This is a genomic window from Acinetobacter sp., assembly GCF_050285345.1.
Taxonomy (GTDB): domain Bacteria; phylum Pseudomonadota; class Gammaproteobacteria; order Pseudomonadales; family Moraxellaceae; genus Acinetobacter.
Genome location: NZ_JBLZXR010000044.1, coordinates 15,616 through 41,794 on the forward strand (window position 1 = coordinate 15,616; position 26,179 = coordinate 41,794).

General features: G+C 38.4%; 19 protein-coding genes. 7 read left to right on the forward strand and 12 right to left on the reverse strand.

Going from position 1 to position 26,179, the window contains the following annotated elements:
* Positions 1-2: 2 nt before the first annotated feature.
* The 7 genes from glmS to ACN6OV_RS04175 all read left to right on the forward strand — a co-directional run bounded on the left by glmS (position 3) and on the right by ACN6OV_RS04175 (position 12,535).
* Entirely contained in the window at positions 3-1,841 is a 1,839-nt protein-coding gene (glmS, locus tag ACN6OV_RS04145; RefSeq protein WP_427949871.1) for a glutamine--fructose-6-phosphate transaminase (isomerizing), read from the forward strand.
* 1,373 nt (positions 1,842-3,214) lie between these two features.
* Entirely contained in the window at positions 3,215-4,018 is an 804-nt protein-coding gene (locus tag ACN6OV_RS04150; protein ID WP_427949873.1) for a TnsA endonuclease C-terminal domain-containing protein, read from the forward strand.
* The gene (locus ACN6OV_RS04155) at positions 4,005-6,125 is read left to right on the forward strand and encodes a transposase (RefSeq protein ID WP_427949875.1); all 2,121 of its coding nucleotides are present in this window, start codon (positions 4,005-4,007) and stop codon (positions 6,123-6,125) included. The genes ACN6OV_RS04150 and ACN6OV_RS04155 overlap by 14 nt, the downstream gene beginning before the upstream one ends.
* On the forward strand, positions 6,122-7,804 hold the full coding sequence (locus ACN6OV_RS04160; RefSeq protein ID WP_427949877.1) for an AAA family ATPase: 1,683 nt from the start codon (positions 6,122-6,124) through the stop codon (positions 7,802-7,804). The genes ACN6OV_RS04155 and ACN6OV_RS04160 overlap by 4 nt, the downstream gene beginning before the upstream one ends.
* A gap of 27 nt (positions 7,805-7,831) precedes the next feature.
* Positions 7,832-9,367 carry a TnsD family Tn7-like transposition protein gene (locus ACN6OV_RS04165; protein ID WP_427949879.1) on the forward strand — a complete coding sequence of 512 codons (1,536 nt, stop codon included), beginning with the start codon at positions 7,832-7,834 and terminating at the stop codon, positions 9,365-9,367.
* 2 nt (positions 9,368-9,369) lie between these two features.
* A complete protein-coding gene (locus ACN6OV_RS04170) occupies positions 9,370-10,983 on the forward strand; it encodes a Tn7-like element transposition protein TnsE (RefSeq protein ID WP_427949881.1) in 1,614 nt (537 codons plus the stop codon).
* Between the two features lie 181 nt (positions 10,984-11,164).
* Positions 11,165-12,535, forward strand: a complete 1,371-nt coding sequence (locus tag ACN6OV_RS04175; RefSeq protein ID WP_427949919.1) for a phosphomannomutase CpsG — start codon at positions 11,165-11,167, stop codon at positions 12,533-12,535.
* A 78-nt stretch (positions 12,536-12,613) separates the two neighbouring features.
* On the opposite strand, the gene galE is transcribed toward ACN6OV_RS04175, so the two are convergent.
* The 12 genes from galE to ACN6OV_RS04235 form a co-directional block, all read right to left on the reverse strand.
* Complete coding sequence (gene galE / locus ACN6OV_RS04180; protein WP_129716956.1) at positions 12,614-13,630, reverse strand: UDP-glucose 4-epimerase GalE; 1,017 nt, start codon at positions 13,628-13,630, stop codon at positions 12,614-12,616.
* The gene (pgi, locus tag ACN6OV_RS04185; RefSeq protein ID WP_427949884.1) at positions 13,623-15,290 is read right to left on the reverse strand and encodes a glucose-6-phosphate isomerase; all 1,668 of its coding nucleotides are present in this window, start codon (positions 15,288-15,290) and stop codon (positions 13,623-13,625) included. The genes galE and pgi overlap by 8 nt, the downstream gene beginning before the upstream one ends.
* Complete coding sequence (locus ACN6OV_RS04190; protein WP_064101686.1) at positions 15,290-16,546, reverse strand: nucleotide sugar dehydrogenase; 1,257 nt, start codon at positions 16,544-16,546, stop codon at positions 15,290-15,292. Before ACN6OV_RS04190 ends, pgi begins: the two co-directional genes overlap by 1 nt.
* A 12-nt stretch (positions 16,547-16,558) precedes the next feature.
* Positions 16,559-17,434: a UTP--glucose-1-phosphate uridylyltransferase GalU gene (gene galU / locus ACN6OV_RS04195; protein WP_427949886.1), complete on the reverse strand. Its 876-nt coding sequence runs from the start codon at positions 17,432-17,434 to the stop codon at positions 16,559-16,561.
* A gap of 12 nt (positions 17,435-17,446) precedes the next feature.
* The gene (locus ACN6OV_RS04200) at positions 17,447-19,321 is read right to left on the reverse strand and encodes a polysaccharide biosynthesis protein (protein WP_427949888.1); all 1,875 of its coding nucleotides are present in this window, start codon (positions 19,319-19,321) and stop codon (positions 17,447-17,449) included.
* Between the two features lie 115 nt (positions 19,322-19,436).
* Positions 19,437-20,612: a DegT/DnrJ/EryC1/StrS family aminotransferase gene (locus tag ACN6OV_RS04205; RefSeq protein ID WP_427949890.1), complete on the reverse strand. Its 1,176-nt coding sequence runs from the start codon at positions 20,610-20,612 to the stop codon at positions 19,437-19,439.
* 31 nt (positions 20,613-20,643) lie between these two features.
* Positions 20,644-21,300, reverse strand: coding sequence for a DapH/DapD/GlmU-related protein (locus ACN6OV_RS04210; protein WP_348939069.1), 657 nt, complete (start codon positions 21,298-21,300; stop codon positions 20,644-20,646).
* On the reverse strand, positions 21,297-21,893 hold the full coding sequence (locus tag ACN6OV_RS04215) for a sugar transferase (RefSeq protein WP_427949893.1): 597 nt from the start codon (positions 21,891-21,893) through the stop codon (positions 21,297-21,299). The genes ACN6OV_RS04210 and ACN6OV_RS04215 overlap by 4 nt, the downstream gene beginning before the upstream one ends.
* Complete coding sequence (locus tag ACN6OV_RS04220) at positions 21,893-23,020, reverse strand: glycosyltransferase (protein ID WP_427949895.1); 1,128 nt, start codon at positions 23,018-23,020, stop codon at positions 21,893-21,895. Before ACN6OV_RS04220 ends, ACN6OV_RS04215 begins: the two co-directional genes overlap by 1 nt.
* Before the next feature lie 14 nt (positions 23,021-23,034).
* Positions 23,035-23,907, reverse strand: a complete 873-nt coding sequence (locus ACN6OV_RS04225; RefSeq protein ID WP_427949897.1) for a glycosyltransferase family 2 protein — start codon at positions 23,905-23,907, stop codon at positions 23,035-23,037.
* Complete coding sequence (locus ACN6OV_RS04230; protein ID WP_427949899.1) at positions 23,908-24,990, reverse strand: EpsG family protein; 1,083 nt, start codon at positions 24,988-24,990, stop codon at positions 23,908-23,910.
* Complete coding sequence (locus ACN6OV_RS04235; protein ID WP_427949901.1) at positions 24,959-26,173, reverse strand: glycosyltransferase family 2 protein; 1,215 nt, start codon at positions 26,171-26,173, stop codon at positions 24,959-24,961. The genes ACN6OV_RS04230 and ACN6OV_RS04235 overlap by 32 nt, the downstream gene beginning before the upstream one ends.
* Positions 26,174-26,179: the final 6 nt, after the last annotated feature.

The following is a 26,179-nucleotide window of genomic DNA, read 5'->3' on the forward strand; positions in this document are numbered from 1 at the left end:
TTATGTGTGGTATCGTCGGTGGCGTTGCAGAACGTAGTATTACCAATATTTTAATTGAAGGCTTAACGCGCCTTGAATATCGTGGCTATGACTCAGCAGGTTTAGCCCTGATCAATCAAGGGCAAGTCTTGCGTGAACGCCGTGTCGGTAAGGTCGCAAACCTTGCTCAAGCTGTTGCAGAAGCCGATATTTCAGGTTCGCTCGGTATTGCGCATACGCGCTGGGCAACCCACGGCAAACCGACTGAAAATAATGCACATCCGCATATTTCAGGCAATGTGGCAGTTGTTCACAACGGGATTATTGAAAATTACCAAGAGCTGAAAGATGATCTAGAAGCACTGGGTTATGTGTTTACTTCACAAACCGATACTGAAGTGGTTGCACATTTAGTTAATGATGCCTTAAAAACTACGCCAAGTTTGTTAGAAGCAGTGAAACAAGTGGTGCCGCAATTAAAAGGTGCTTATGCTCTAGGCATCATCCATACCAATCATCCAGATGAATTGATCACGGTACGTGAAGGTTCACCTTTGGTGATTGGTGTCGGGATTGGCGAGAACTTCATTAGCTCTGACCAATTGGCACTGCTGCCGATTACCAACCGTTTTATTTACCTTGAAGAAGGTGATATTGCGCGCTTAACCCGTAACACCATTGAAATTTTTGTCGATGGTCAATTGGTCAATCGTCCAGTTAAAGAGCTGGATGCAACCGTCAGCAATGCTTCAAAAGGTGAATACAAGCACTACATGCTCAAAGAAATTTATGAGCAACCTGAAGCGATTAAGCAAACCATTTCTCAAGCCTTAAATGGCAATACACTGCGTGAAGATTTCCTTGCACATGCCGTTGCTGATTTTGAGCAAATTCAACAAGTCCAGATTATTGCCTGCGGCACCAGTTACCATGCTGGGATGATTGCAAAATACTGGTTTGAACAATTGGTCAATGTACCTTGCCAAGTGGAAATTGCCAGCGAATTCCGTTATCGCTCACCGGTGATTGTCAACAACACATTGTATGTCTGTATTTCTCAATCTGGTGAAACCGCCGATACTTTAGCTGCGCTACGTGACACACAAAAACGTGCAGCGGCAAAAAGTTTAAATATCACCACGATGACGATTTGTAACGTTGCAACATCATCAATGGTGCGCGAAACCAATCACAGCCTATTAACCCTTGCAGGCCCTGAAATTGGTGTGGCATCGACCAAAGCATTTACCACACAACTTGCAGCACTGATGTTGTTGGTACTCAAAATTGGTCAAATCAAACACAGCATTACAGATACTCGAATTTCTGAAATTGTGGCTGAACTTTGGCACACACCAAAAGTCATTCTAGATACACTACAAAATAATGCTGAAATTTTGCGTTTATCAGAACTGTTTGTAGAAAAAAATCACTGCCTGTTCTTGGGTCGTGGTACAGAGTTCCCGATTGCACTTGAAGGTGCATTGAAGCTGAAAGAAATTTCTTATATTCATGCCGAAGGCTATGCGGCGGGTGAACTTAAACACGGTCCATTGGCTCTTGTCGACAATGACATGCCAGTGGTGATTTTGGCGCCAAAAGATGACATGTTAGACAAGCTCAAATCCAATATGGAAGAAGTTCAGGCACGCGGCGGTGAACTGTTTGTCTTTGCGGATGAAAATAGCGGCATTAAAGCCAAAGAGCGTCAACATGTGGTCTATGTGCCGAGCGTAAATGAAATTTTAGCCCCGATTGTTTACAGTATTCCGGTACAGCTGCTCTCCTACCATGTCGCTGTACTGCGTGGTACGGATGTCGATCAGCCACGTAATTTGGCCAAATCGGTAACGGTGGAATAATTTTTCGATGAAATGTATTCGTATATGTGTGTTTATATAATTATGTTTGTATCAAATAATTAAGTTTAGATTTAATTATTTTAGTTTGTACATTGATGAAGCACACAAATAGTACATCCAACCCTTTAGATATGGTAGTTCACTGCCATATCTAAAGGATTTTTAATGTAAAAAATCTAAATTGAAACGAATATCATCACAAAAACAAATTTTTTAAATATCAAATATATTCAAAAACATATACTAATTTAAACCTCTTATTTAACCGCCTAATAAGTATCATTTTTTTTAAAATCCCCCTGCAACACTCTTCTTCTTCAAGGTATTTTTTGCCTTTTCTAAGCAAAAATAGTGTTCTACACATGAGAATCTTCAGACAAACTTAATTACACTCATAATTTAATTTTAAAATTACTAAATAAACTTAATTTTAAAATTAAAAAATCCAAGAATCATAAATATCAATAAGTTACATAAAAAAATTAAACAAACTTAATTAAATTCCAATACTTAAGCATAGAATTTAGCCATGAAATTAAAATCAGGAAGAAATAGCTATGTTTACTAGGATGCATTGTGAATGATTTTGCCTATCATCAATACCTGTGTTTATATAATTATGTTTGTATCAAATAATTAAGTTTAGATTTAATTATTTTAGTTTGTACATTGATGAAGCACACAAATAGTACATCCAACCCTTTAGATATGGTAGTTCACTGCCATATCTAAAGGATTTTTAATGTAAAAAATCTAAATTGAAACGAATATCATCACAAAAACAAATTTTTTAAATATCAAATATATTCAAAAACATATACTAATTTAAACCTCTTATTTAACCGCCTAATAAGTATCATTTTTTTTAAAATCCCCCTGCAACACTCTTCTTCTTCAAGGTATTTTTTGCCTTTTCTAAGCAAAAATAGTGTTCTACACATGAGAATCTTCAGACAAACTTAATTACACTCATAATTTAATTTTAAAATTACTAAATAAACTTAATTTTAAAATTAAAAAATCCAAGAATCATAAATATCAATAAGTTACATAAAAAAATTAAACAAACTTAATTAAATTCCAATACTTAAGCATAGAATTTAGCCATGAAATTAAAATCAGGAAGAAATAGCTATGTTTACTAGGATGCATTGTGAATGATTTTGCCTATCATCAATACCTCTAAGATTTATTAATTGGGTACTATAATACTCATTCTAATTTTAAGTTATTGATTTATATAATTAATATATAAATAATTATAAAATTTTGTTTGTATAAAAATATATTTAAGTTTGTATTTTTTTGCCAAATACAAAATTAACCCCCTTAAGATATGATTAATTATCAATCAAAATACACAGGTCTTCTGTATGCCAAAAATTATAAAAAACTATGAAGAACTAGTAACAGAAGGGTATGGCCAGGGCCATGGACGCGACTATAAACCTTGTAAAACTGTTCAAAACTTCAGTTCAATTGGTCGCTCTCACAGAGTACAAGGCCGTGTCAGTAAACGTCTTCATCACTTATTTTCTGATCTAGAGCTGTCTACCTTTTTACTGCTTGACTGGAATCAGAACGTTACAGATATTCGCGAACATTATCCTTTGGATATCTATGATCTTAACTCCATCTGTTCTCGTTTCCGAATGAAAAAAGTATCGATTGACTATATACCTTTTACTCTATCTTCAGATTTTTTAGTTGATTTTGGTAAGTTTTCTATAGCCCTTGACACTCTTTACAGCAAGGATCTCAATAAAGCTCATGTTATTGAGTCATTAGAAATTAAACGTCGTTACTGGGAAGAAGAGCACAATACGCCGTTCAAGTTGATTACTGAAAAAGACATTCCTACTACAGTACTAGAGAACATTAAATGGCTATATGTAGAAAAAAATGACCTTGAAATAACAAATCAGATGATTGATTTAGCAGTTTATTTTATGAAAGAAATTAGCCAGTACCCTCAAAGCTCATTAATCCAATTTTGTAAGCATTCTGACCAAACTCAAAAAATGGGTATCGGAGCGACGCTCGCATTGTTTAGAAAATTATTTGCACTGCGAATACTTCAATTTAATCTAGAAATTTCGTACTTGGAGCTTAAACTCTCTGATATTCATGCAAGTAATTTGCTCCAGAATGAGAATACAGTCCATGCAACTAATTAATTCAGTTTACCTATTGAATTCAAAACAATACCGAATACTCAAATTCTTACCGCAGTATACGGTATGGATCGATATTGGTAATAAAAATGCTTTCCCTGAACTTATTTTGTCCAAGGAGCTTAAAACCCTCTCAGAGGATCAAAGCCTCATACCAGCACAAGATCCTTATGAATACTTAAAACGATTAAACTTGAGTGAAAATTCTATTCAACTCAAAAAAAGAGATGAAAACTTTTCCATTATTCAAGATCTAATTAATGATGAGCACGTGCTTATCAATGCAAAAATTAGGACAGCAAGAATAAAAACTATACATTTGGAAAAAGAGGTATCAATTAATAAACTTTTACGACTCCTGAGACGTTACTGGCAGCGTGGTCAAACTATAAATGCTTTGGTACCAGACTATGAAAATTCAGGTGGAAAAGGCCAAAAAAGAGCTATAGGTGATAAAAAAATTGGCAGACCACGCATCTATGAATCAAATGAAGGTAAGAATGTCACTGAACAGGTTGAATTATATTTTAAGAAAGCCATCGAAGAGTATTTAGTTCCTGTCAAAAAACAATCCATTAACGAAACTTATCTTCGGTTTAAAAATTCATTTTCTAAGCAATTTCATCAAGTACAAGCCGCAGATATTCCAACGTATGCTCAATTCTATTATTTTTATAATACTCGATACAGAAATAAGAACAATTCCAACGAAATCCTAAAGAATCAAAAAACCCTTAAAGATCACAAACCTCTGACATCAACAGCGACTAAGCAAGCAAATGGTCCTGGTGCACGTTATGAGATAGATTCAACAGTCGCTGATATCTACCTTGTATCATCACGAGATCCATCACAGATTATTGGCCGACCTACCGTCTATATTGTTATCGATGTATTCAGCCGGATGATTACTGGGCTTTATGTCGGCATGGAAAACAGTTCATTTAATACAGCCATACAATGCCTCAGCGTGGCAATCCAAGATAAAGTGACATTCTGTCAGAGTTATGGCTTGCAAATACAACCGGAAGATTGGCCTGCTTATGGTTTACCTGGTGCCATACTTGCAGACCGCGGTGAACTCATTGGTTATCAAATTGAACTTCTTGAAAAAAACTTTTCTGTTCGTATTGAAAATGCGCCACCCTATCGAAGCGATGCCAAAGCTATTGTGGAGAGAGCTTTCGGAATCATTCAGTCACGCTTTAAATCCTACGAGAATATTGGTGTTGTTTCTGGATTCAAGGAAAAAAAGAAAGGCGGACATGATTATCGACTAGAAGCTTGTCTAACTCTGGAAGAGTTCAGAAAAATCATATTAAGCTGCGTCTTGTTACGCAATAATTTTGATATTTTGACAAAATATGATCGTAGTGCCGATATGCCGACTGACCTACCTTCTATCCCCCTTAAGCTCTGGCAGTGGGGTCTACAGCACCGTACTGGGATGTTGAGACAAGTAGATAGTAAATCACTATCTGTTGGCTTGCTACCTAGGATCGATGCGTCATTAAGTGACCACGGGCTTAAAGTCAAAGGATTAGTCTATCAATGTGTGGAAATGCATAAACAGGGCTGGTTTATTCGAAACACTGCAAAATCTCGTCCCAAAAAACTACAGATTGGTTTTGACCCATATTCAGTAAATACTATATATGTTTTCTTTAATGAAAATAAATTGGAATACTGGGAAGCACATTTAAGTGATGCTTCACGTCAATATCAGCATTTAACATGGTGGGAAGCTGAACAAATCTATAAGGCAATTAAAATTGTTGAAAAACAACATTCACAACTGAAATCTGTAGCTGTCGTTGAATTACAGGATTTCACTGACAAAATCATCCAAACTGCACAAAGTCGACAGACCCAAGCAGGAGTGCATCAACTTTCTAAAGCACAACGTACTAGAGATATCCGCCAGAACAAACAAGAAGCGATTCAAGTGGAACGTGCAGAACACCTCCAAAACAGGCCTTTTAATTCTATCCGAACTATCCATCCCAACCAAAATAATACTCAAACACCCCCATCTCAAAATAGCAATCTGGATTTGACCAGTCAGCCAGATTTAATGAGACAATTATTCGAAGAGGACGATGAAGAATGAATAATAATGAACTCGCGCTCAATACATCAATAGAAGACATCTATGGGGATAATCCTCTTATTACTCAATTACCGCCTATCCTTGACACCAAGTCGGTCATTAAACATCTACGAGGGAAACTGAAATTTATTCCAGAGCAGCGTTTCTTGCCCCAACCCGAAAGAATCCATCTGATTGCTCAATTGCCTCATGATTTTTTTCAACCACTGACCAAACATCTATCCCTTGAGCAAAAAATTTCTATTATGATTCGGCAAGGTTATGTGAGTAGAAACATCACTAATGGGGATAGACATCGACATTTACACGCTGCTTTTCAGCAACTAGAACCATCAAATGAAAGCTCTTACCGCTATGCACCTCCAGAGTCGACTGCAACCAGCATGTCAATTATAGGATGTTCGGGAAGCGGTAAAACAACGACAATAAACAAAATTTTGCGTTATTACCCGCAAGTGATTGAACATAGAGAGCTGGGATTAAAACAAATTGTTTACCTTAAAATTGATTGTCCGCATGACAGCTCTTTAAAAAACTTATGCTCAAACTTTTTTAGAGCAGTAGATTTAGCATTAGGAGATACAAACTTCGAGCATCGTTTCACCAGAAGTCGCTTAAATGTGAATGCCATGCTGCAGCAGATGAAAATTATCGCAAATAATTATTCTATTGGACTTTTAATCATTGATGAAATCCAGCATTTGAATACAAAAAAATCTGGCGGGGCTGAAATCATTCTTAATTTCTTTGTCACACTTGTGAATGTGGCATCCATTCCAATTGTGATGATTGGGACACCCAAAGCCAATGAAATTCTGCAAGAAGACTTAAGATCAGCTAGACGCAGTGCGGGATTAGGCTCTTTAATCTGGGAACCTATGCGCAATGAAGCACCCACTCCCGATCCTAGCACCCCTGATCAAATGATAATTTCCGAATGGTATGCTTTTACCAACAAGCTGTGGCAATATCAATGGGTTCAACAACCAGCTGAACTGTCCGATGAATTAAGAAACACTTGGTATTATTATACGCAGGGCATTCCAGATTTAGTGGTTAAACTGTTCTGCTTGGTGCAGATTCATGCAATCACCATTGGTCTGGAAAAAATCACATCTGAACTTTTTAAAAAAGTCTACGAAGAACAATTACAGCCAGTCCACGATATTTTGGATGCACTCCGCTCAGGCAACCCCACACGTATTGCACGGTATTCTGACTTAACTATCCCTCAAGTTCAAATTGAGGAATATGTTGAACAACACCGTTTCAAAGCTGCATTAAAAACGGAAAAACAGCATAAAGATCTAGGACCACATTATTCCACACTGATAGGTATGCTAACGGCCTTAGGTCACCCCGCTGCTACAATAGATCTGCATGTCACTTCTGCATTAAAAAAATATCCAAACGAGAACTTACAGGTACTACTCCAGCATATTCTGGAAGTATTAGACGGCTCTGTAGCAGAAGATAAGTTTAAACAGCATCAAACCACGACTCCGGCAAGGAAGCCACGGACATCTCGTAAAGTCATGAAGGCAGAGGAATGGAAAAGTACTGAAGCTACTGACTTACGAAACTTTTTCAGTCAAGCACAAGAACAGGAAATAGATGTTTATGAGTTATTAAAATCATCTCACTATTTGTTTGATCCTACTCGTCCTATTTTGCATTAAGCAACAAAGAATGGAGAGCACGGTATTATGATTTCGAATTTTCCAATGCCATATCCGGATGAGCTAATTTACAGTGTAATTGCCCGTTATGCTGTTCACAATGGGATTCTGAGTCCCAAATATCTCACTGAAGAATTATTCAATAGCAGGAATTTAACACCAACTTACGATTTACCTTCGCATCTAGACAGGTTGGCCGGTTACTTACCAGGTCATTATGATGCGCTTATTTTAATTAGCCAGCACACCCTACTACCAATTTACCAACCATTCCAACCTGATACAGTGATGCGTTATGCTGTGCAGGCATTGCGAAATGAACAGTATCAATCACTGCATACTAAATTGGGAAAAAATGCATCGCGGATCAAAGCTGTGAGTTTTTTTCGATTCTGTCCTCATTGCTGGAAAGACCAGATGGAGCAATATGGTGAAGTTTACTGGAAACGTAGCTGGCAGATTACTGGATACGAGTACTGTACCCAACATGAGCAACCTCTCTTTGTGAGTGCTATCCCTTGCAACGGGATAGACAGAAAATTTTACTGTGCTCACTTAAATGCCCTGAAAAGTTCTTCACAGCTTGTACTTAATCCTCAGGACTTAAATCACCATATCGAGCTTTCGGGACTGATTGAAGAGCTACTCGGTCATTCAACACCCTTCAATGTGCAGGATTTTTCTACTGTATCAGATGCTTATTTTCTTATCTTAAAAGATAGCGAATTACTCTCAGGCCGTAAAAATATCAATTACAAAAAAGTCCGTCAATTAGTCATTGAATATTGGGGCGAAAGTTTTCTTGCATATTATCAATTAGCAGATTTAGATAGTGAAAACTGCTGGCTGAAAAATATATTAAGAAAACATCGTAAAGCATTTTCTTATCTTGAGCATCTCATCGTATTAAAAGCTCTTGTTCCAGAGAAGAATCCGATTGAAACATATAAGCAATATATTCACCTAGCATCAATGGATCTAGAGGAAGCCACCACAACAGTAACAATATGTATGGATAATAAAGTAGATCGAACATTATCTGAGGACCAAAAACAATGGACAAAATTAATCCTAGAAAGCCCAGTCAAACAGGCTCGCCAACAAAATGGCTCACTGTATGCTCGCTTATATCGCAATCATAAAGATTGGCTATTATTTATCAATAAATCAGCTTTAACTCCTCCTCCTTCTGTCCCTAAACCACGTATTGACTGGAGAGCTCGAGATCGACAGTTTGTTAAACAACTTATCAAAATACGGAATGAATTATTAGAAGATCTAGACTCCCCACAATGGACAAAAAAGTTTTTTATTAGACAACTGGGTTCAGTGAGTATGATTGAAAAAAACTGGAATTTTTTCCCATTGACTGCTGCATTTCTAGATCGTTACGCTGAGTCTGTGGATTGTTATCAAATACGTCGTCTGACTCGAACCTATATTCGTCAACAAACTGATAATAAAGACTATCCACCAAGTGTTTTTTTACGTGAATCCGGATTAAGTGAGCAGCGATTAACGCCAGAAGCACGTCGATTTTTTAAGAATATTATGGGGAAATAAAAGTGGCTAACCTTCCATTCGTATGTTTACCTGAAGCAACACAATACTACAGTGCAGCACAGATAACTCATCGTGGTGAAACTCGTTTCAATATTGAAACTACAATGCGCGATCCCGAAGAAAAGCGTTTTTTTCATTCAAAAAGACCAATTGAAAGTATCCTTTTATACCACTACAAAACACCACTGAGCAGTGTTTTCCCTGTCCGTTTAGTCAACCATAAGCTCACTCAAATCAATTTGGGATTTTTGAACAAGACCAATGCAGAAAATTCAACTGTAAATACCCGTCCGGCATATCGCAATCGTCCCTGCTTCAGTTTCCAATATCACAATCCAGGAGATGCTTTGGAGGGGTGGACCATCCAATTACCTAAACTGGTACTCGCACGAGATCTTTTTTTCTCTCATCCGTATTTATTACGTGCTGCATTATTTTCTGAAAGATATACAACTGATGTCTTAATTGATCGTAATGATGCTAAAGCCTTTCATATTTTTGTTGCACCAAACAGAAAAATAACAGCCAAGGATCTGAAGGACCCTGTTTTTCTAAAAAAACTAGCATTAATTTTATTACACCCTGAATTAAATCAATCTTTTTTAAGTATTTATGAAAAAACCATTAAAAACCAAGCTCAATCTAAAGCCTATGATTTTGATATGGATGCCCCTATCCTCAAAAACATTGAACTTGATGTTGATGGATGTATTTATTCAGACAGCAAAATATTTCGGATCGAACGTATCAATTCATTCGGAAATTTAGAAACAGGAATACATAAACCTGTTAAATTTCATTTTTTATCCCAAAAAAGTTTTGGACAGGCTAAAGATATACTAGATAAAAACCAGCATACTAAAAAACAGACAAGTCAGGATAAATCTAAATTTGATGATGAAGCTAACGCTGATATTGATCAGGAAATTACACAACTCAAAAATATTGTGGGGGAAATTTATACCATAGAAGACCTACAAATCTCACTAAATACTTCATGCTCAGAAATTAATATAACAAGACGAAATACAAGTGGGGAAGCTCTTTATGAGGACCAACCATTTGCTGGTGGAGAAGGAGAAGACGAAGGCACCCGGCCAGGATTTGGCATAGAGGCAGAAAATAATTTTACAAGTTCAACTTATCAAGACCTTAGCAAAATGCTGAAAAAAATAGAAGGCAAAGGCTATAAAGTCAAACAAATTCATAATAAGTCTTTCATAAAATATGGCCGATTCAGAGGGCATAAATTGACTAATGGTCAAAATCGCCGATTTTATGTAAATCTAATACTCGACAGAGAAGATAATGAGCTTTTTTATTTATGTGAAATTGATACCTCTGATGGAAAAAAGAATATTTCCACATTACTGATACCATACGATGTTAATGCAAATAAAATCTTCTTGAACAAAACCTTAGAATCTTTCAAAATTGCAATTTTGTCACAGTCTTTAAGTTGGCCAAAAGACTTTATTAACAAAGTTTGTAATATCCAGTCATATATAATGATTAACCATATTTCAAAAAAAGATCACGTTGTATCAAATACTTATCATGCAGACTGGGCACAGCGCATTCTAGAAAAATGGAAATCTATATATGACTCACCATAAATCTCCAAAGTTATTCTCTAACAAAAGTACTGATCGTGAGATCTTACAATTACTGGCTGAATATTCTGGAATGCTGGCTCACAAAATTACGAATGAAGGAAGCTGAATTAAATAATTTTGGCTCTATACTACTAGCATATATTATATCTTTTTCTTATTTTCAGGGATTTTAATGACTTACATGACCAAACTGACCTGCTTTAAAGCCTATGATATTCGTGGCAAACTCGATACTGAACTCAATGAAGATATTGCCTATCGGATCGGTCGTGCCTATGGACAGATCTATCAACCAAAAACCGTGGTGATTGGCTGTGATATTCGACTCAGCAGTGAAGGCTTAAAACAGGCCACCATTGGTGGTTTAAATGATGCTGGAGTCAATGTGCTTGATCTTGGCATGACAGGGACTGAAGAAGTCTATTTTGGTGCCTTCCACCTCGATGTGCAAGGTGGTATTGAAGTGACGGCCAGTCATAACCCTATGGACTATAATGGCATGAAATTGGTACGTGAAAATGCACGTCCAATCAGTGCCGATACTGGTCTTAAAGAGATTCAGGCTTTAGCAGAATCAGGTCAGTTTATTGAAGTTGCACAAAAAGGGCATACTGAAAAATACAATATTTTGCCTGAGTTTATTGATCACCTGATGACTTATATTGATCCGGCAAAAATCCGCCCGATGAAACTGGTGATGAATGCCGGTAATGGTGCTGCAGGTCATGTCGTTGATGCAATTGAACAGAAGTTTCAACAGCTGCAGATTCCAGTGGAATTCGTGAAAATTCACAATGAAGCCGATGGCAATTTCCCCAACGGAATCCCTAACCCGATTTTAATTGAAAACCGTGACAGCACCCGTAATGCAGTATTAGAACATCAAGCAGACATGGGTATTGCCTGGGATGGTGACTTTGACCGCTGCTTCCTGTTCGACGAAAAAGGCCAGTTTATTGAAGGTTATTATATTGTCGGTCTGTTAGCACAGGCTTTCTTATTGAAACAGGCTGGTGAGAAAATTGTCCATGATCCACGTCTGGTCTGGAATACGCTGGATATCGTGGAACAATTCCAAGGGATCACGGTTCAGTCAAAATCAGGTCACGCCTTTATTAAAGATGTGATGCGTGAGCATAATGCGGCCTATGGTGGGGAAATGAGTGCCCATCATTATTTCCGTGACTTTGCCTATTGCGATAGCGGCATGATTCCATGGTTACTGGCGATAGTAGTACTGTCTGAAACAGGAAAATCCTTATCTTCTCTGGTGGAGGAGATGATCGCCAAGTTCCCATGCAGTGGTGAAATCAACTTTAAAGTCGCCGATACCCAAGCAACCATCCAAAAACTTTTCGATCATTATGCCGATCAGCAGCCGGAGATCGATCAGACCGATGGGGTCAGCCTTAATTTTGGTGCATGGCGTTTTAATGTGCGTGCATCGAATACTGAACCGCTATTGCGTCTAAATATTGAAAGCCATCGTGATCATAATCCCCGACCAATGCAGGACTATGTCGATGAATTGACTCAGCTGATTCAGAGTTAATCTTCACGCATACAGTACAATAAAAATGGGAGCTGTTCATCAAAAGCTCCCATTTTTATTTATATCGCTATAAAGATTTTAGCGATAACCATTCGGATTCTGCTTCTGCCAGTTCCAGCTATCAGCGAGCATATCCTCTAAACCATACTGAGGTTGCCAGCCCAACTCTTGGACTGCACGGGTATTGTCTGCAAAACAGGTGGCCACATCGCCTTCACGACGAGGGGCTAATTCAAATGCAATCGCCACACCATTCACTTGCTCAAACGTATCTTTAACTTGTAGCACTGAAATCCCATTCCCTGTACCAATATTCCAGGCACGGCAACCTTGCGCAGTTAGACGATTATTGAGAGCACATAAGTGTGCATTGGCCAAGTCGACTACGTGTATATAATCGCGCACACCAGTCCCATCCACCGTGTCATAATCATGACCAAAAATAGATAGCTTTTCACGACGACCGACTGCCACTTGAGTCACAAAAGGCATCAGGTTATTGGGAATACCTTGTGGATCTTCTCCAATCTGGCCACTTTTATGCGCGCCGACCGGATTAAAATAACGTAATAAGGCAATCGACCAACGTTCATCCGCCACAGACAACTTTTCCAAGAGCTGCTCAACAATAAGTTTGGTATAGCCATAGTTATTGGTCGGCATTCCGGTAGGCATTTCTTCGTTTAAAGGTGAAGGATTATTTTCGCCATAGACCGTGGCTGAGGAACTAAACACCAGTTTAAAAACCTGTGCGCGCTGCATCGCCTGAACCAGGCTGATTGAACCGGCAATATTATTGTCAAAATAAGCCAATGGTATTTGCTGGCTTTCTCCGACCGCTTTCAGACCGGCAAAATGAATCACGGCCTCAATCGAGTGTTGCTGAAATACCTGATCTAATAATTGAGCATCACGGATATCACCTTGTATAAATGTCAGGCTTTTTTGGGTCAACTGTTGCACCCGATTTAAAGACTCAGCAGCGCTATTGCACAGATTATCTAAAACCACCACCTCATGGCCGGCATTTAATAACTCAACACAAGTATGCGAACCAATATAGCCTGCCCCGCCCGTTACCAGAATTTTAGCCATGCTGCTTCCCTAATAAAATGTTAATTAAACCTTGAGTTGAACCATCCAGACCACCTAGCTCAGACTGTTCACCATTCAAAATAGGCAGCAACTGGTTGGCAATTTCCTTGCCTTTTTCCACGCCCCACTGATCAAATGGGTTGATGTTCCACAGCACCGACTGAACAAACACCTTATGCTCATACAATGCAATCAGCATGCCCAGACTATAGGGATTCAGTTCTTGCAATAATAAAGTACTGCTTGGCTGGTTGCCTTCATACTGCTTATAAGCCGGCAAGCTCGCCAATTCGTTTTGATCCAGCGCTTCATTACCAAAGGCCAGTAAACGCGATTGCGCCAGACAATTCGACAATGCCAAATGATGCTGCTCGATTAATGCCTCAGCACTATCGGCATAGGTATATTGCTGACTGTTATAGCGCTCTACAGGGGCAATAAAGTCACAGCTAACCGACTGTGTGCCTTGATGTAGGAGTTGGTAGAAGGCATGTTGCGCATTCGGACCGACCTCTCCCCAAATAATCGGGCAGGTATCCAGCTGGACTTTTTCACCATCACGTTGAATCGACTTACCGTTGGATTCCATTTCCAGCTGTTGCAAATAAGAAGCAAAGTATTTCAGTCGTCCATCATAAGGCAGGATGGCATGGGTCTGAATATCCAGAAAATTGTTATTCCATGCCCCCAAGAGCCCCATCAACACCGGAATATTGCGCTCAAAAGGCTGGTACTGAAAATGCTGATCAACCGCATAGGCACCGGCCAGCAGCTGCTTAAAACCTTCAATGCCGATACTCAGTGCAATCGGCAATCCGATACAGGACCACAGTGAATAGCGACCACCGACCCAATCCCATAATAAGAGCTGGTTTTCCGGAGCAATTCCCCAGGCCGTCATTTTTTCCGGTTTGGTCGATACCCCGATAAAATGATGCTTCAGAATATAGGGATGCTGACCCAAGGCCTTTTCTAACCACAAGCGTACTGTCTGGGCATTGGTCAGAGTATCAATCGTGCCAAATGATTTGGACGAAATAATAAATAGCGTGGTTTCCGGACGCAGTTGATGCAACAACTCGGACAGCTGACTGCCATCCATGGTCGAGACGAAATGCACATTGAGTGGCTGGGCAGACTGGTATTTAAAATCCGATAAGGCATGGGTGACCATTAGAGGGCCAAGATCTGATCCGCCCACGCCAATATTGACTACATCCTGAATCACTTCCCCGGTGGCACCACGACGCTGCCCGGCATGAATTTGCTCGACCAAGGCATACATGCGCTCAAGTTGAGCATGCACATCAGCGGCCAGATCCGCATGCTGCTGATCCTGTGCTGGCAAGCGTAATGCCCAATGCATGGCAGCACGTTGCTCGGTATAATTAATATCCTGATTTGAAAATAAAGACCCGATCCAGGATCTTAGGTTTTGTGCATCTGCCCATTCAATCAGGCCCTGCATCACCGTACTGTTCATTCTGTGTTTACTATAATCGAAGACCAGCTGTTCAAACTGAATTGAATATTTGTTAAAACGCTGGGGGTCTGCGGCAAACAGTTCTCGTAGATGCACCGCATCAAGTTGTTCTTTATTCGAGGCGAGTTTCTGACACACAGTTTCAGTGTCGAGATTTGGATTAAAATGGCTCAACATTAACGTCCTACCCCAATATAATTAAAACCACGTGTCTTGACATAAGTCGGATCATACAGATTACGCCCATCCAGAATCAGGGGATGCTGCATTAGTTTGATCAAATACGGATAATCCGGACTGCCGTACTGTTTCCATGCCGTAATCAGACACAAGGCATGCGCCCCTTCCACGGCCTGATACTGGTCTTTACACAGGATCAGGTCTTCCCGTGGTCCATAGACTTTTTCAATATTTGCGATTGCCTGCGGATCATGTAGTTTGACCGTCACGCCTTGCGCCCACAAAGCGGTCAGCATGGCATGTACCGGAGACTGCTGGATACTCGGTGTATTTTCCTTAAAGGCTGCCCCCCAGATCGCAATGACCTTGCCTTTCAGATCTCCACGGAAATAGTTCCAGAGTTTACGGAACAGCAGTTCTTTTTGTTGTTCGTTAATATCCCAGACCTGTTCCAGCAGCTGGTTTTTTACTCCCGAATCTGCCACTGCATGTGTCAAAGTCCGGATATCATGAGAGAAATTCTCTCCACCAAAACCAACGCCGGGGAACAGATAGGCAGAACCAATCCGGTTATCCGCAGCCATGCCTTGCCTTACCTGTTCAATATCAATGCCAAGCTTTTCTGCCACACTGGCCAGATCATTCATATAACTGATCCGGGTGGCCAGCATGCCGGAAATACTCAGCTTGGTAAATTCGGCATCCAGAACCGGCATAAATAGATACTGCTGCGCACGTGGAAAAAGGGGACGTAAGAGTTCTTTGATTTTAGGCTGGATATCTGCATGATCACAGCCCACAATCAGCTGGGTGGCCTGAGTAAAGCTACGCAGTGCATTGCCTTCCTGAATAATATCTGGCAGATAAATCCAGTCATCATTCGGCAGCAACTGCTGAAAGCGCTGGGTACCATGCAAGCCAAAGGTCGAGGCATTAATCATCAGTTTGGGATGGGCAAAACAGGCATGCCGGATGGTGTCCAGCATCTGAAACGCCTGCTGTTCTTCAGTCGCATTAAAACTAAAGAAAAACACATCCTGATTAAAATCCAGATGCTGAAAATCGCAACAGTTTAAAAAGCCAGATTTTTCCTGTTTTTGCAGTAATTGTTGTAGAGATTCATCCTGGAAATAGGGCCGGGCTGACTCATCTGCATTGAAGCTATTACACCAGACCACCTGGTGACCACATTCAGATAAAAGAGCCGACATGACTCCGGAAAATAAGGTTTTTCCCAATACTGCGACTTTCATAATTTTCCTTTCTTATAAAGCAAGTTCCTGAATCAATGCTTTAAACTCGCTACCGAGTTTAGGATGATCGATGCCATAATGTAAAACAGCTTTTAGATAACCTAACTTACTGCCACAGTCAAAGGTCTGGCCTTTCATGCGGTAGGCTTCTACAGCTTCTGTCTGCTGCAGCATGGCAATCGCATCTGTGAGCTGGATTTCATTGCCTGCCCCGCGTGGTGTCTGTTCTAAAAGCTGCATGATTTTGGCCGGCAGAATATAACGTCCGACCACAGACAGATTTGAAGGTGCAGTACCGACGGCCGGTTTCTCGACGATCCCTTGCATGACAATGCTTTCACCTTCCTCAGGTGATGCAGCAACATCAACAATGCCATACTGGTCGACCAGATGTTCAGGCACTGCTTCCACCATGATTTGTGAAGCTTGAGATTGTACATAGCGCTGAATCATGCGTGATAGGTCATTTTCCGGATCCTGATCCTTGACCAGTACATCCGGTAATAACACCGCAAAATCATCATCGCCAATCACCGCTTTGGCACACAGTACCGCATGGCCCAGACCCAAAGGCTGCGGCTGACGTACACTAATCACACTGACACCCGCAGGCAAAATTTCAGTAATTTCTTTGAGTAAGTCGGTTTTGTTTTTTTGCGCAAGGGTAGTTTCAAGTTCGAAGTTGCGGTCAAAATAGTTTTCAATCGAGGCCTTGGAAGAATGGGTCACCAGAATAATCTGCTCAATCCCGGCAGCAACTGCTTCACGCACCACATATTCAATCGCAGGGCGATCCACGACAGTCACCATCTCTTTGGGAATAGATTTACTGGCAGGTAAGAAACGCGTACCTAAACCAGCCACAGGGAGAATTGCTTTCTTAATCATATCTATAAAAACCTAGTTCACTTTAATTTCGTTACCGCGTACATAACCGTCGACATAATATTCCAGTTGTGCCAGTGCCCATTCAATATCAGCCTGAGTCACGGTAAGTTCATGTATACGGTTAAATACTGCCAGAATTTCTGCCAATGGATAATGTTTTTCGACAGATCGTAGAATACGCGTATGCGCAGTAATTTCTGTATTTTCTTCGTCAATCAGCAGTTCTTCATAGAGTTTTTCGCCTGGACGTAGCCCAGTATATTGAATTTCAATATCACCATTCGGGTCTTTATTATCTCTGACTTTGAGTCCGCTAAGGGCAATCATTTGTCGTGCCAGATCCTGAATCCGTACCGGCTCGCCCATATCCAGCAGGAACACATCGCCTCCTGTACCCAAAGCACCGGCCTGAATCACCAGTTGCGAAGCTTCCGGAATGGTCATAAAGAACCGGGTCACTTCTGGATCAGTCACAGTAATCGGACCACCTTTGGCAATTTGCTGTTTAAACAGCGGCACCACCGAGCCCGAAGAACCGAGTACATTGCCAAAGCGCACAATACTGATCTGGGTCTGATCCTGAGCCTCTGCCATGGCCTGACAATACAACTCGGCCATACGCTTGGTCGCCCCCATCACGTTGGTTGGACGTACCGCCTTATCGGTTGAAATTAATACAAAGGTTTCGACGCCTTTTTTCACCGCAGCATTCACACTAAAAGCAGTTCCGACGGCATTGTTTTTCAGACCTGCCAGAGGATTACATTCCACCAGCGGTACATGTTTATAGGCGGCAGCATGGTAAATCGTCTGTACGCCATATTGTTCAATCACCCGTTCCAGCTTGGATTCATCCAGTACAGAGCCCAGAATCGGAATAATTTCACAGCTTGCCGTGAGGCGTAACTCTTTTTCAATACTATAGAGCGCAAATTCAGTCAGTTCATAAATGATAATTTTTGCCGGTTGGTTTTTAATGATCTGGCGGCACAGCTCTGAACCAATCGAACCACCCGCGCCTGTGACCATCACCACTTTATCTTGAATATTTCTGGCCAGCAGCTCAGGAACCGGCGGAACAGGATCACGTCCCAGCAGGTCAATAATATCTACTTCCTGAATATCAGAAATTCGAATTTCACCATCGACCAGTTTGGTCAGACCTGGAATTTCAGTAATTTTTAAATGAGCCGGTTCTAAAAACTTGATGATTTCACTTTTACGGACCCGCCCTACCGAAGGCAACGCAATCAGGATTTCGTCAATTTTTTGCTTGCGCATGAGTTTTAAGGCAGTCTGGGCATCATAGACTTTAAGTCGACCCAGCTGCTGTCCCGCCAGCGAGCGTTTGTCGTCAATAAACATGATCGGCAAATGTTCATTGGAACGATACAGTGCAGCAGCAACCTGTTGACCGGCATGACCCGCACCATAAATCGCAATGCGTTTTTTCTGTACATCGGCCTGCAAGTAGGAACGGATAATAAAACGGATGATGCCCCGGCTAAACCAGATCCAGGCAAACATCATAAAGCCGAACATCAGAGGAATAGAAGTCGGAATAAAGGCAGGCGTGAAGTAAGCCAAGGCGTAAAGGCCAGCGACCGTCAATGCCGTCGCCAGCCCCATCTTGATCATAAACGCTTCATTATACGTACGGACAATAAAGCGATACACCCCACAGATAAAAAGTGAGGCTACTGCAATTACGCTGACCCAGAGCGTACCAAGAGCCAGATTCGGTACCACATCTGCCCCGAGATCAAATTGGCGAATGGCGTAACAAAGCCAGATCAAGACTGGAAAAGCACAGAAATCCAGAATAATCAAAAATGCGAGTTTGGCGACTCGTGGTGATTCTACAAAGGGTGTAATGATCGATTTCACTGGGTACGTTTTCTCAATTTTAATAAATTTTTAATGAATCATGACTTTATTAATAACTTAGAGCGATAATATGTAGAGAAATGCACCGAATACGGTGCACTTATCTTACAAAAGTTTAAGTAACTATTCTATGAATCACTTGTTGGATTGCCGTCACTGTTCTGTTAATACTTTCATCACTTAAAGTAGGATGGATCAGAAACATCAGACTGGTTTCACCAAGTTTTTGCGCATTTGGCAAACGCTGTAGTGGACGCCACGGCGTATCATCAAAAGCATGCTCCAAGTAGACTTCTGAACAGGAACCGCTAAAACAGGGCACATTTAGCGCATTAAGTTCATTTATGATGCGATCACGCGACCACTCTTTTGGTAGAACCTCCCTATTGACCTGTACGTAACATTTATATGCAGCATGGATATAATCATCTGATGGGCGATGTACGGTAAAAAATGGACTGTCTGCAAATGCAACATAAATTTTTTCCATATTGGCAATACGTTTTGTAGTCCATTCCGGCATCATTTTAAGCTGGATACGTCCAATCACCGCTTGCATTTCTAGCATGCGCCAGTTAGTACCAAAAGAATCATGTAACCAGCGGAAACCCGGCGGATGCTGCTTGTTATAAATACTGTCAAAATTCTTACCATGGTCTTTATAGGACCACATTTTTTTCCACAGCTCTTCATCATTGGTGGTGACCATACCACCTTCACCGCCTGTGGTCATGATCTTGTCCTGACAGAAAGACCAAGCCGCGATATGACCAATTGAGCCGGCCGATTTACCTTTATATTTCGCGCCATGTGCCTGTGCACAGTCTTCAATCACATACAGGCCTTTATCGGCAGCCAATTGCATGATCGGATCCATGTCACACATCCAGCCTGCTAGATGCACACAGATAATCGCTTTGGTATTTGGGGTAAGTACTGCTTCAATAGTTTGAGCGGAGATATTCTGTGAATCTAGTTCAACATCGGCGAAAATCGGGTTTGCCCCAGCTGTTACAATGGAGCTGGCCGAGGCCAGAAAGGTACGTGAAGTGACAATCACATCATCCCCTGCGCCAATACCTAATGCCTTGAGTGCGACATCCAGCGCTACAGTTCCATTGGCCAATGCCACGGCATACTGAGTTTCTGCAAACCGGGCAAATTCTTTTTCGAACTCACGGCACTCTTGTCCGGTCCAGTAGTTGACTTTATTCGACAACAAAACCTGGGAAACCGCATCCGCTTCTTCCTGAGTAAAACTTGGCCATGGTTCAAATGCAGTGTTTAACATGATGTTTCCTGAATTTTTAAAATTTAAAAACTTATTTTTTCTCTAAGATCCGTGCCGGATTACCGACTACTGTCACGCTTGGTGGAACACTCTTGGTGACCACAGCACCCATCCCGACCACTGCCCCTTTACCAATCACCAATGGTTTTTCTGGCGTTCCTTGTTTAATTACAGCTCCACTACCGATATAGGCATGATCTTCTATACAAACATTTCCATTACATCGTACCCCTGTTGCTATAGTGACATAGTCCCCAATGGTACAATCATGTGAAATAGAACTATGAAATCCTATATGACAAAATTTTCCTATATAAACATTCGTACTAATAACAGTATAAGGACTTAAAATAAGCGCAATATCAGCTTTAATGGGAGAAAGAATAGTACTTTGGTTCGATATAATCGAAAACAATTTAGCTCTATCTAAATGGAGATTATTAGAAATCTTCTCTCGTATTACACTATTAGCAATAGTGATATTAATATACTTTTTTGGACAATCTAATTCTAAAAATTCAGAATAAGAAAGAACTTTATCTCCATCAATAGAATCTAAATTAGAATTATCATCGATATAGCAAAAAAGAATATCTTTTTGCTTATTACTCGCAAATTGTAGTTTAAAGAAACTTAATACTTGTCGTCCAAAGCCGCCCGCTCCATAAACCGCATATACAATGCTCATTTTTCTTTATTACCGGTAAATTTTGTCATAGTTACTTCTTCAGATTGATTAATCCCTTCTTTAAACAATACTTTTTTCACAGTTTGGAACATAATTTTAAAATCCAGCCAGATTGACTGATTCTCCACATACCAAACATCAAGTTCAAATTTCTTTTCCCAGCTTATCGCATTGCGCCCATTCACTTGTGCATGACCAGTCATACCTGGTCGTACATTATGCCGTTTGGCTTGCTCTTCATTATAAAGTGGCAAGTATTCCATAAGTAAGGGACGTGGTCCTACAATACTCATATCACCTTTGATCACATTCCAAAGTTCAGGCATTTCGTCCAAGCTCGTCGCACGTAACATTTTTCCAAACTTTGGTAACCGCTGTTCATTAGGCAACAAATTACCCTCTGCATCACGCTCATCCGTCATGGTACGGAACTTAATCATTTCAAAAGGTTTGCCATGTAAACCTGGACGAACCTGACGAAAAATAACTGGTGATCCTAGATTTTTACGTACTTTATATGCGACATATATATAAAGTGGGCTAAGTAATATAAGTGCTATTGAAGCTATAATAATATCTAGCAATCTTTTCATTACAAATTTTTTCCTATATTTTCTTTATAAAAAATAAGCAGATCATTTGATGAAATTTCTTGTGTAAAGTTTTTGCAAACTCTTTCATAACCATATTCAGCATATTTTTTTAAATCTTCACTATGATTATAACAGTAGTCCATTTTATTAGCTAAATCATTAATATTACCAACCTTAAATAGTAAACCAGACTTACCATCCTCAATTGAGTCAGACAAACCGTAAATATTAGAGCCTATACTTGGCGTTTTACATGCTGCAGCTTCTATAACAACTGAGCCAAAACCCTCTCTATATGAGGGTATACAGAATACATCTGCCATAGACATAAATTTTTCTGGTTGTTTTGTAAAATTCAGATATGAAATTGACTTTTTAAATAAATAGTGTTTTTCAATAATAGGAACTAATTGTTCTTCATCTCTTCCAACAAGCAAGAGATACGTATTAGGATTTTTACTATAAACCTTTTCAAAAGCAGCCAATAAATCAAGAATCCCTTTATCTCTATTTAATCTACCTAAATATAAATATAGAAAGCTCTCTTTTGATATATTTAGCTCTTCTCTTAAATTATCAGTTTTAAGAGGCCTAAATTTATCCGTATTAATACCAGAAATAGAACCTAATCCAAGCACCTGGATTTTATTTTTAGGAACAACATCTTGGTCTTCTAAAAAATCTCTCTGTGTAAAGCTATCAGCCAATAAGTGTGTTGCTGAGACTGCAATTAGGCTATCTAATTTTTTTAATATTTCACGTTTATAACCAGTTTTTGTAGCCCAGACTTGACCGGTAAAAGTATGAATTCTGAACTTAACTCTCGCTAATTTACCAGCAATTTGTGTAAGTAAACCGGCCTTAGGAGTAGTTGAATGAACAACTTCAAATCTCTCTTCTTTAAATATCTTAATTAATTCAAATAATACTTTTATATCTACAACTAAAGATGGTTTTCTTTGAATATCAACATGAATCTTCTTAACATTATCTATGTCACATTCACTTAACTTAAAATTTGCAATCAATGTGACATCAAAATTTTGACTTAATACCTTAATATGATTACGATAGAAAGAATTAAAAGTAGACGGCGTTGATACTACTAAAGCGATTTTACGTTTCATAATAATCCTAAAATTTACAATCCAATCATTTTAATCTGATTTTTCAAAAATTCTTCATATTCGATTGAATTTTGATTTGATACTCTTCTTTTATGAAGAATATGATTCATTTTTGTATAAAACAATATCTTCGCTATAATTCTTTTATTTTTTATTTTTGCTATATATCTATTTTTTATTTTATTAGATAATAGTTGATTATCAATATTTTGAATGATTGAGATTTGGGTACTGTAAGCTGTAATTAGTTTATCCAGTTTAATGCTTTGCTCTTCGCGATAAAAATAGAGTGGTTCTTCGATAAAACCTATAGTCAAGTCACCTTTTAAATAAGCATTTAGCCATAATTCATAATCTTCTGCTAGTTTATTATTTACATTATATAAATTTCTATCATACCAATTTTTTTTAGCTAATATGGAAGCATGAATAATACCGGTTCTTCCTAATACTGCATCAGCAAGATTTGGTTTTTTATTTGATTTAGAACCTCTATAACCAACTAAAGATAAATTATTTTTAACAGATAAAATACCTGTCGATACAAGATCAAATTGTTTATTTTCTTCTAAAAAGTTTACTTGTTTTTCTAGACGATCTACAGCTATTAAATCATCAGCATCCATTCTAGCTATATAGCAACCTTTAGCTTCAGAAATAATCTGATTTAAACGATAAGGTAGCCTTTTATTTGTTCCGTCTGAAATAACTCTAATCCGACTATCTACTTTAGCATACTCTTGCGCCACTTGTAGAGAGTTATCTTTTGAGCCATCGTCAATTAAAATCAACTCCCAACAAGAATATGTTTGGGCTAATATCGATTTAATAGCATCTTCTAAATATTTCTCTGCATTATAAAAAGGAATACCAATAGTAACATTCATCTAAAAGATCCTAAAAATTTCATTAATTTGATAAGGGGTTAAATTAGAAAATCTTGAAGTCCTTAAATAAAAGTATATACCAGATAAAGTTATAAATAGTAAATAAATTAATTTTATATTTATTTTTAATAAAATGGTAGGTAGAAGTATAGTTATCGGCCAAACAAAATAAAACAAAAGCCTTTGTGGACCAGAAGGGTTAGTTCCCAATAAGGCCACTGGTATTAAAAATGTCAAGCCAATAAGATACAATTGTAATAATATATATTCCGATCTATCAAAGATATTTTTTGTATTATTTAAAAAATAAAAAATAATTCCAAATAATAAAAAAATCCCTAATACTAAATATCCTCCTGCATTTTCAGAAGAACTAGTATATGCAGTATACCTTTCATTCTCAGAAGCCAAATACTCAATTACCAAGCTACTTAAGAAAAATGATCCCAAAAATGTAGATACTAATTTGTATTCTAGTTTTACTTTCAAATTAACTATTAAATACATGAAAAACATTATTAAAGCAGATTTATGAAAAAAACTAGCAACTACTATTAACAAACTAAAATTAAATATTTTTCTTTCTATCAAATATGGAGTTGCCCAAATGGCTACTGCCATCGCTAATCCTTGACGTAACCCATTAAAATAGAAAGTATAAAAACCAAATGTTATAAATATATAAATTGACAAAAAGTAATCTTTAGATATCTTTTTAAATAAATGTAAATAACTACCTACCACTATTATAGAAGAAATAAAAAAAAGCCAAAAATAGTTATGAGTAAAATTTAAAATAATATAGCTTAATAATTGATAACCATACTCGATATCTTCCCTAAAAACAAAATATTCAAGATTTAGCTGATTTCTGAAATCAGAGGTATATGTTCCTGAGTCAGTACCAACCCTACTGCTTCTCACGCCGGCAAATATAGAAAGTAGCAATAATGGAACCCAAAAAGCCTTTCTATTAAGTGAATATTTTTCAAGATTAAGCCACAGAAGAATACTAAATAAAATTATAAAATATGGAATCATATAATCACTTTCAAAACGTAATGGCACGCCAAGCTGCAACATTCTTATCACGCATAGCTTTAATCATAAGTTTTTGTCTAGCATTTAAATTATCTTCTAAATTAACATCATTAAATATAGGCTCAAGTTCATTAAACATATATAAGATATCTACATCGTCAAGATAAGAAGTGCGATTATTCAGAAAAATTGATGCCTCTAAAAACAACCTTTTATAGAAATCACTATCGACAATTAGATTAGAGTATCTAGCGACTTCTAAACAATATCTTGTAACATAAAACTGATCATATCCTAAATTTCTAGTTTTTACTGAATTAGAAATACCATTAGGATTCATACGATATAAATAACCAATAGCATCTAAATACATGTAAGTTTTAGCCTTACGCAGGATGACATTACTAATAATAGCATCTTCCCAGTACAAACCTTCTGGAAATCTAACCAATTCAAACAGGTCTCGTTTGTATACTTTCCCCCAAGCAAACCCTTTAGAAAATTCATAAAATTCATTAGTATTGCTTAATAAAGTTATTTCCCCAATTGAAGGAAGTGTATTATTTAAAAAAATACTAACGTCTGTTTCTAAAACATAGTGCTTAAAATCAAACTCAAAAATATCAATATTATTATTTTCATCAATTTTTTTAGCAACAGCCGTTAATATGCCGTACGAAAGCATATCATCAGAATCAACAAAAGTAACATAATGACCCAAGCTATACTTCAAAGCTTTATTACGAGCTCCTGACAAGCCAAGATTTGTTTCATTTATTAATAATCTTAGGTTTTTGTAATTTGAACTAATTTCTTTCAATAATTCCAATGTATTATCTGTTGAACAATCTTCTACAACAATAATTTCATAATCATTGAACCCTGTGAGTGCATTGGCAATCGAATCCAAGCATTGGATGATATATTTTTCAACATTATATGCTGGCACAATAATAGTTAATTTAACACTTGACTCGTAGTCAAACCCTAAAAATTGTGATGGCTTAAAATCGTAAGGTTTAAAATTAACTGGCTTAATCCCATTATTATTTTTGGTATATGTCATATTATGTAAGTGATACTTAAAGTATCTATACCCTTGATATACACTATACAAACTACTTGCAAACAATTGATTATCTAAGAAAATACTAGGCAGCTTCAATTTTCGAGCTACAGCATTACCAAAGATAAGATTTTTTTGACTATTAGAAGGTAAGTTCATAATATA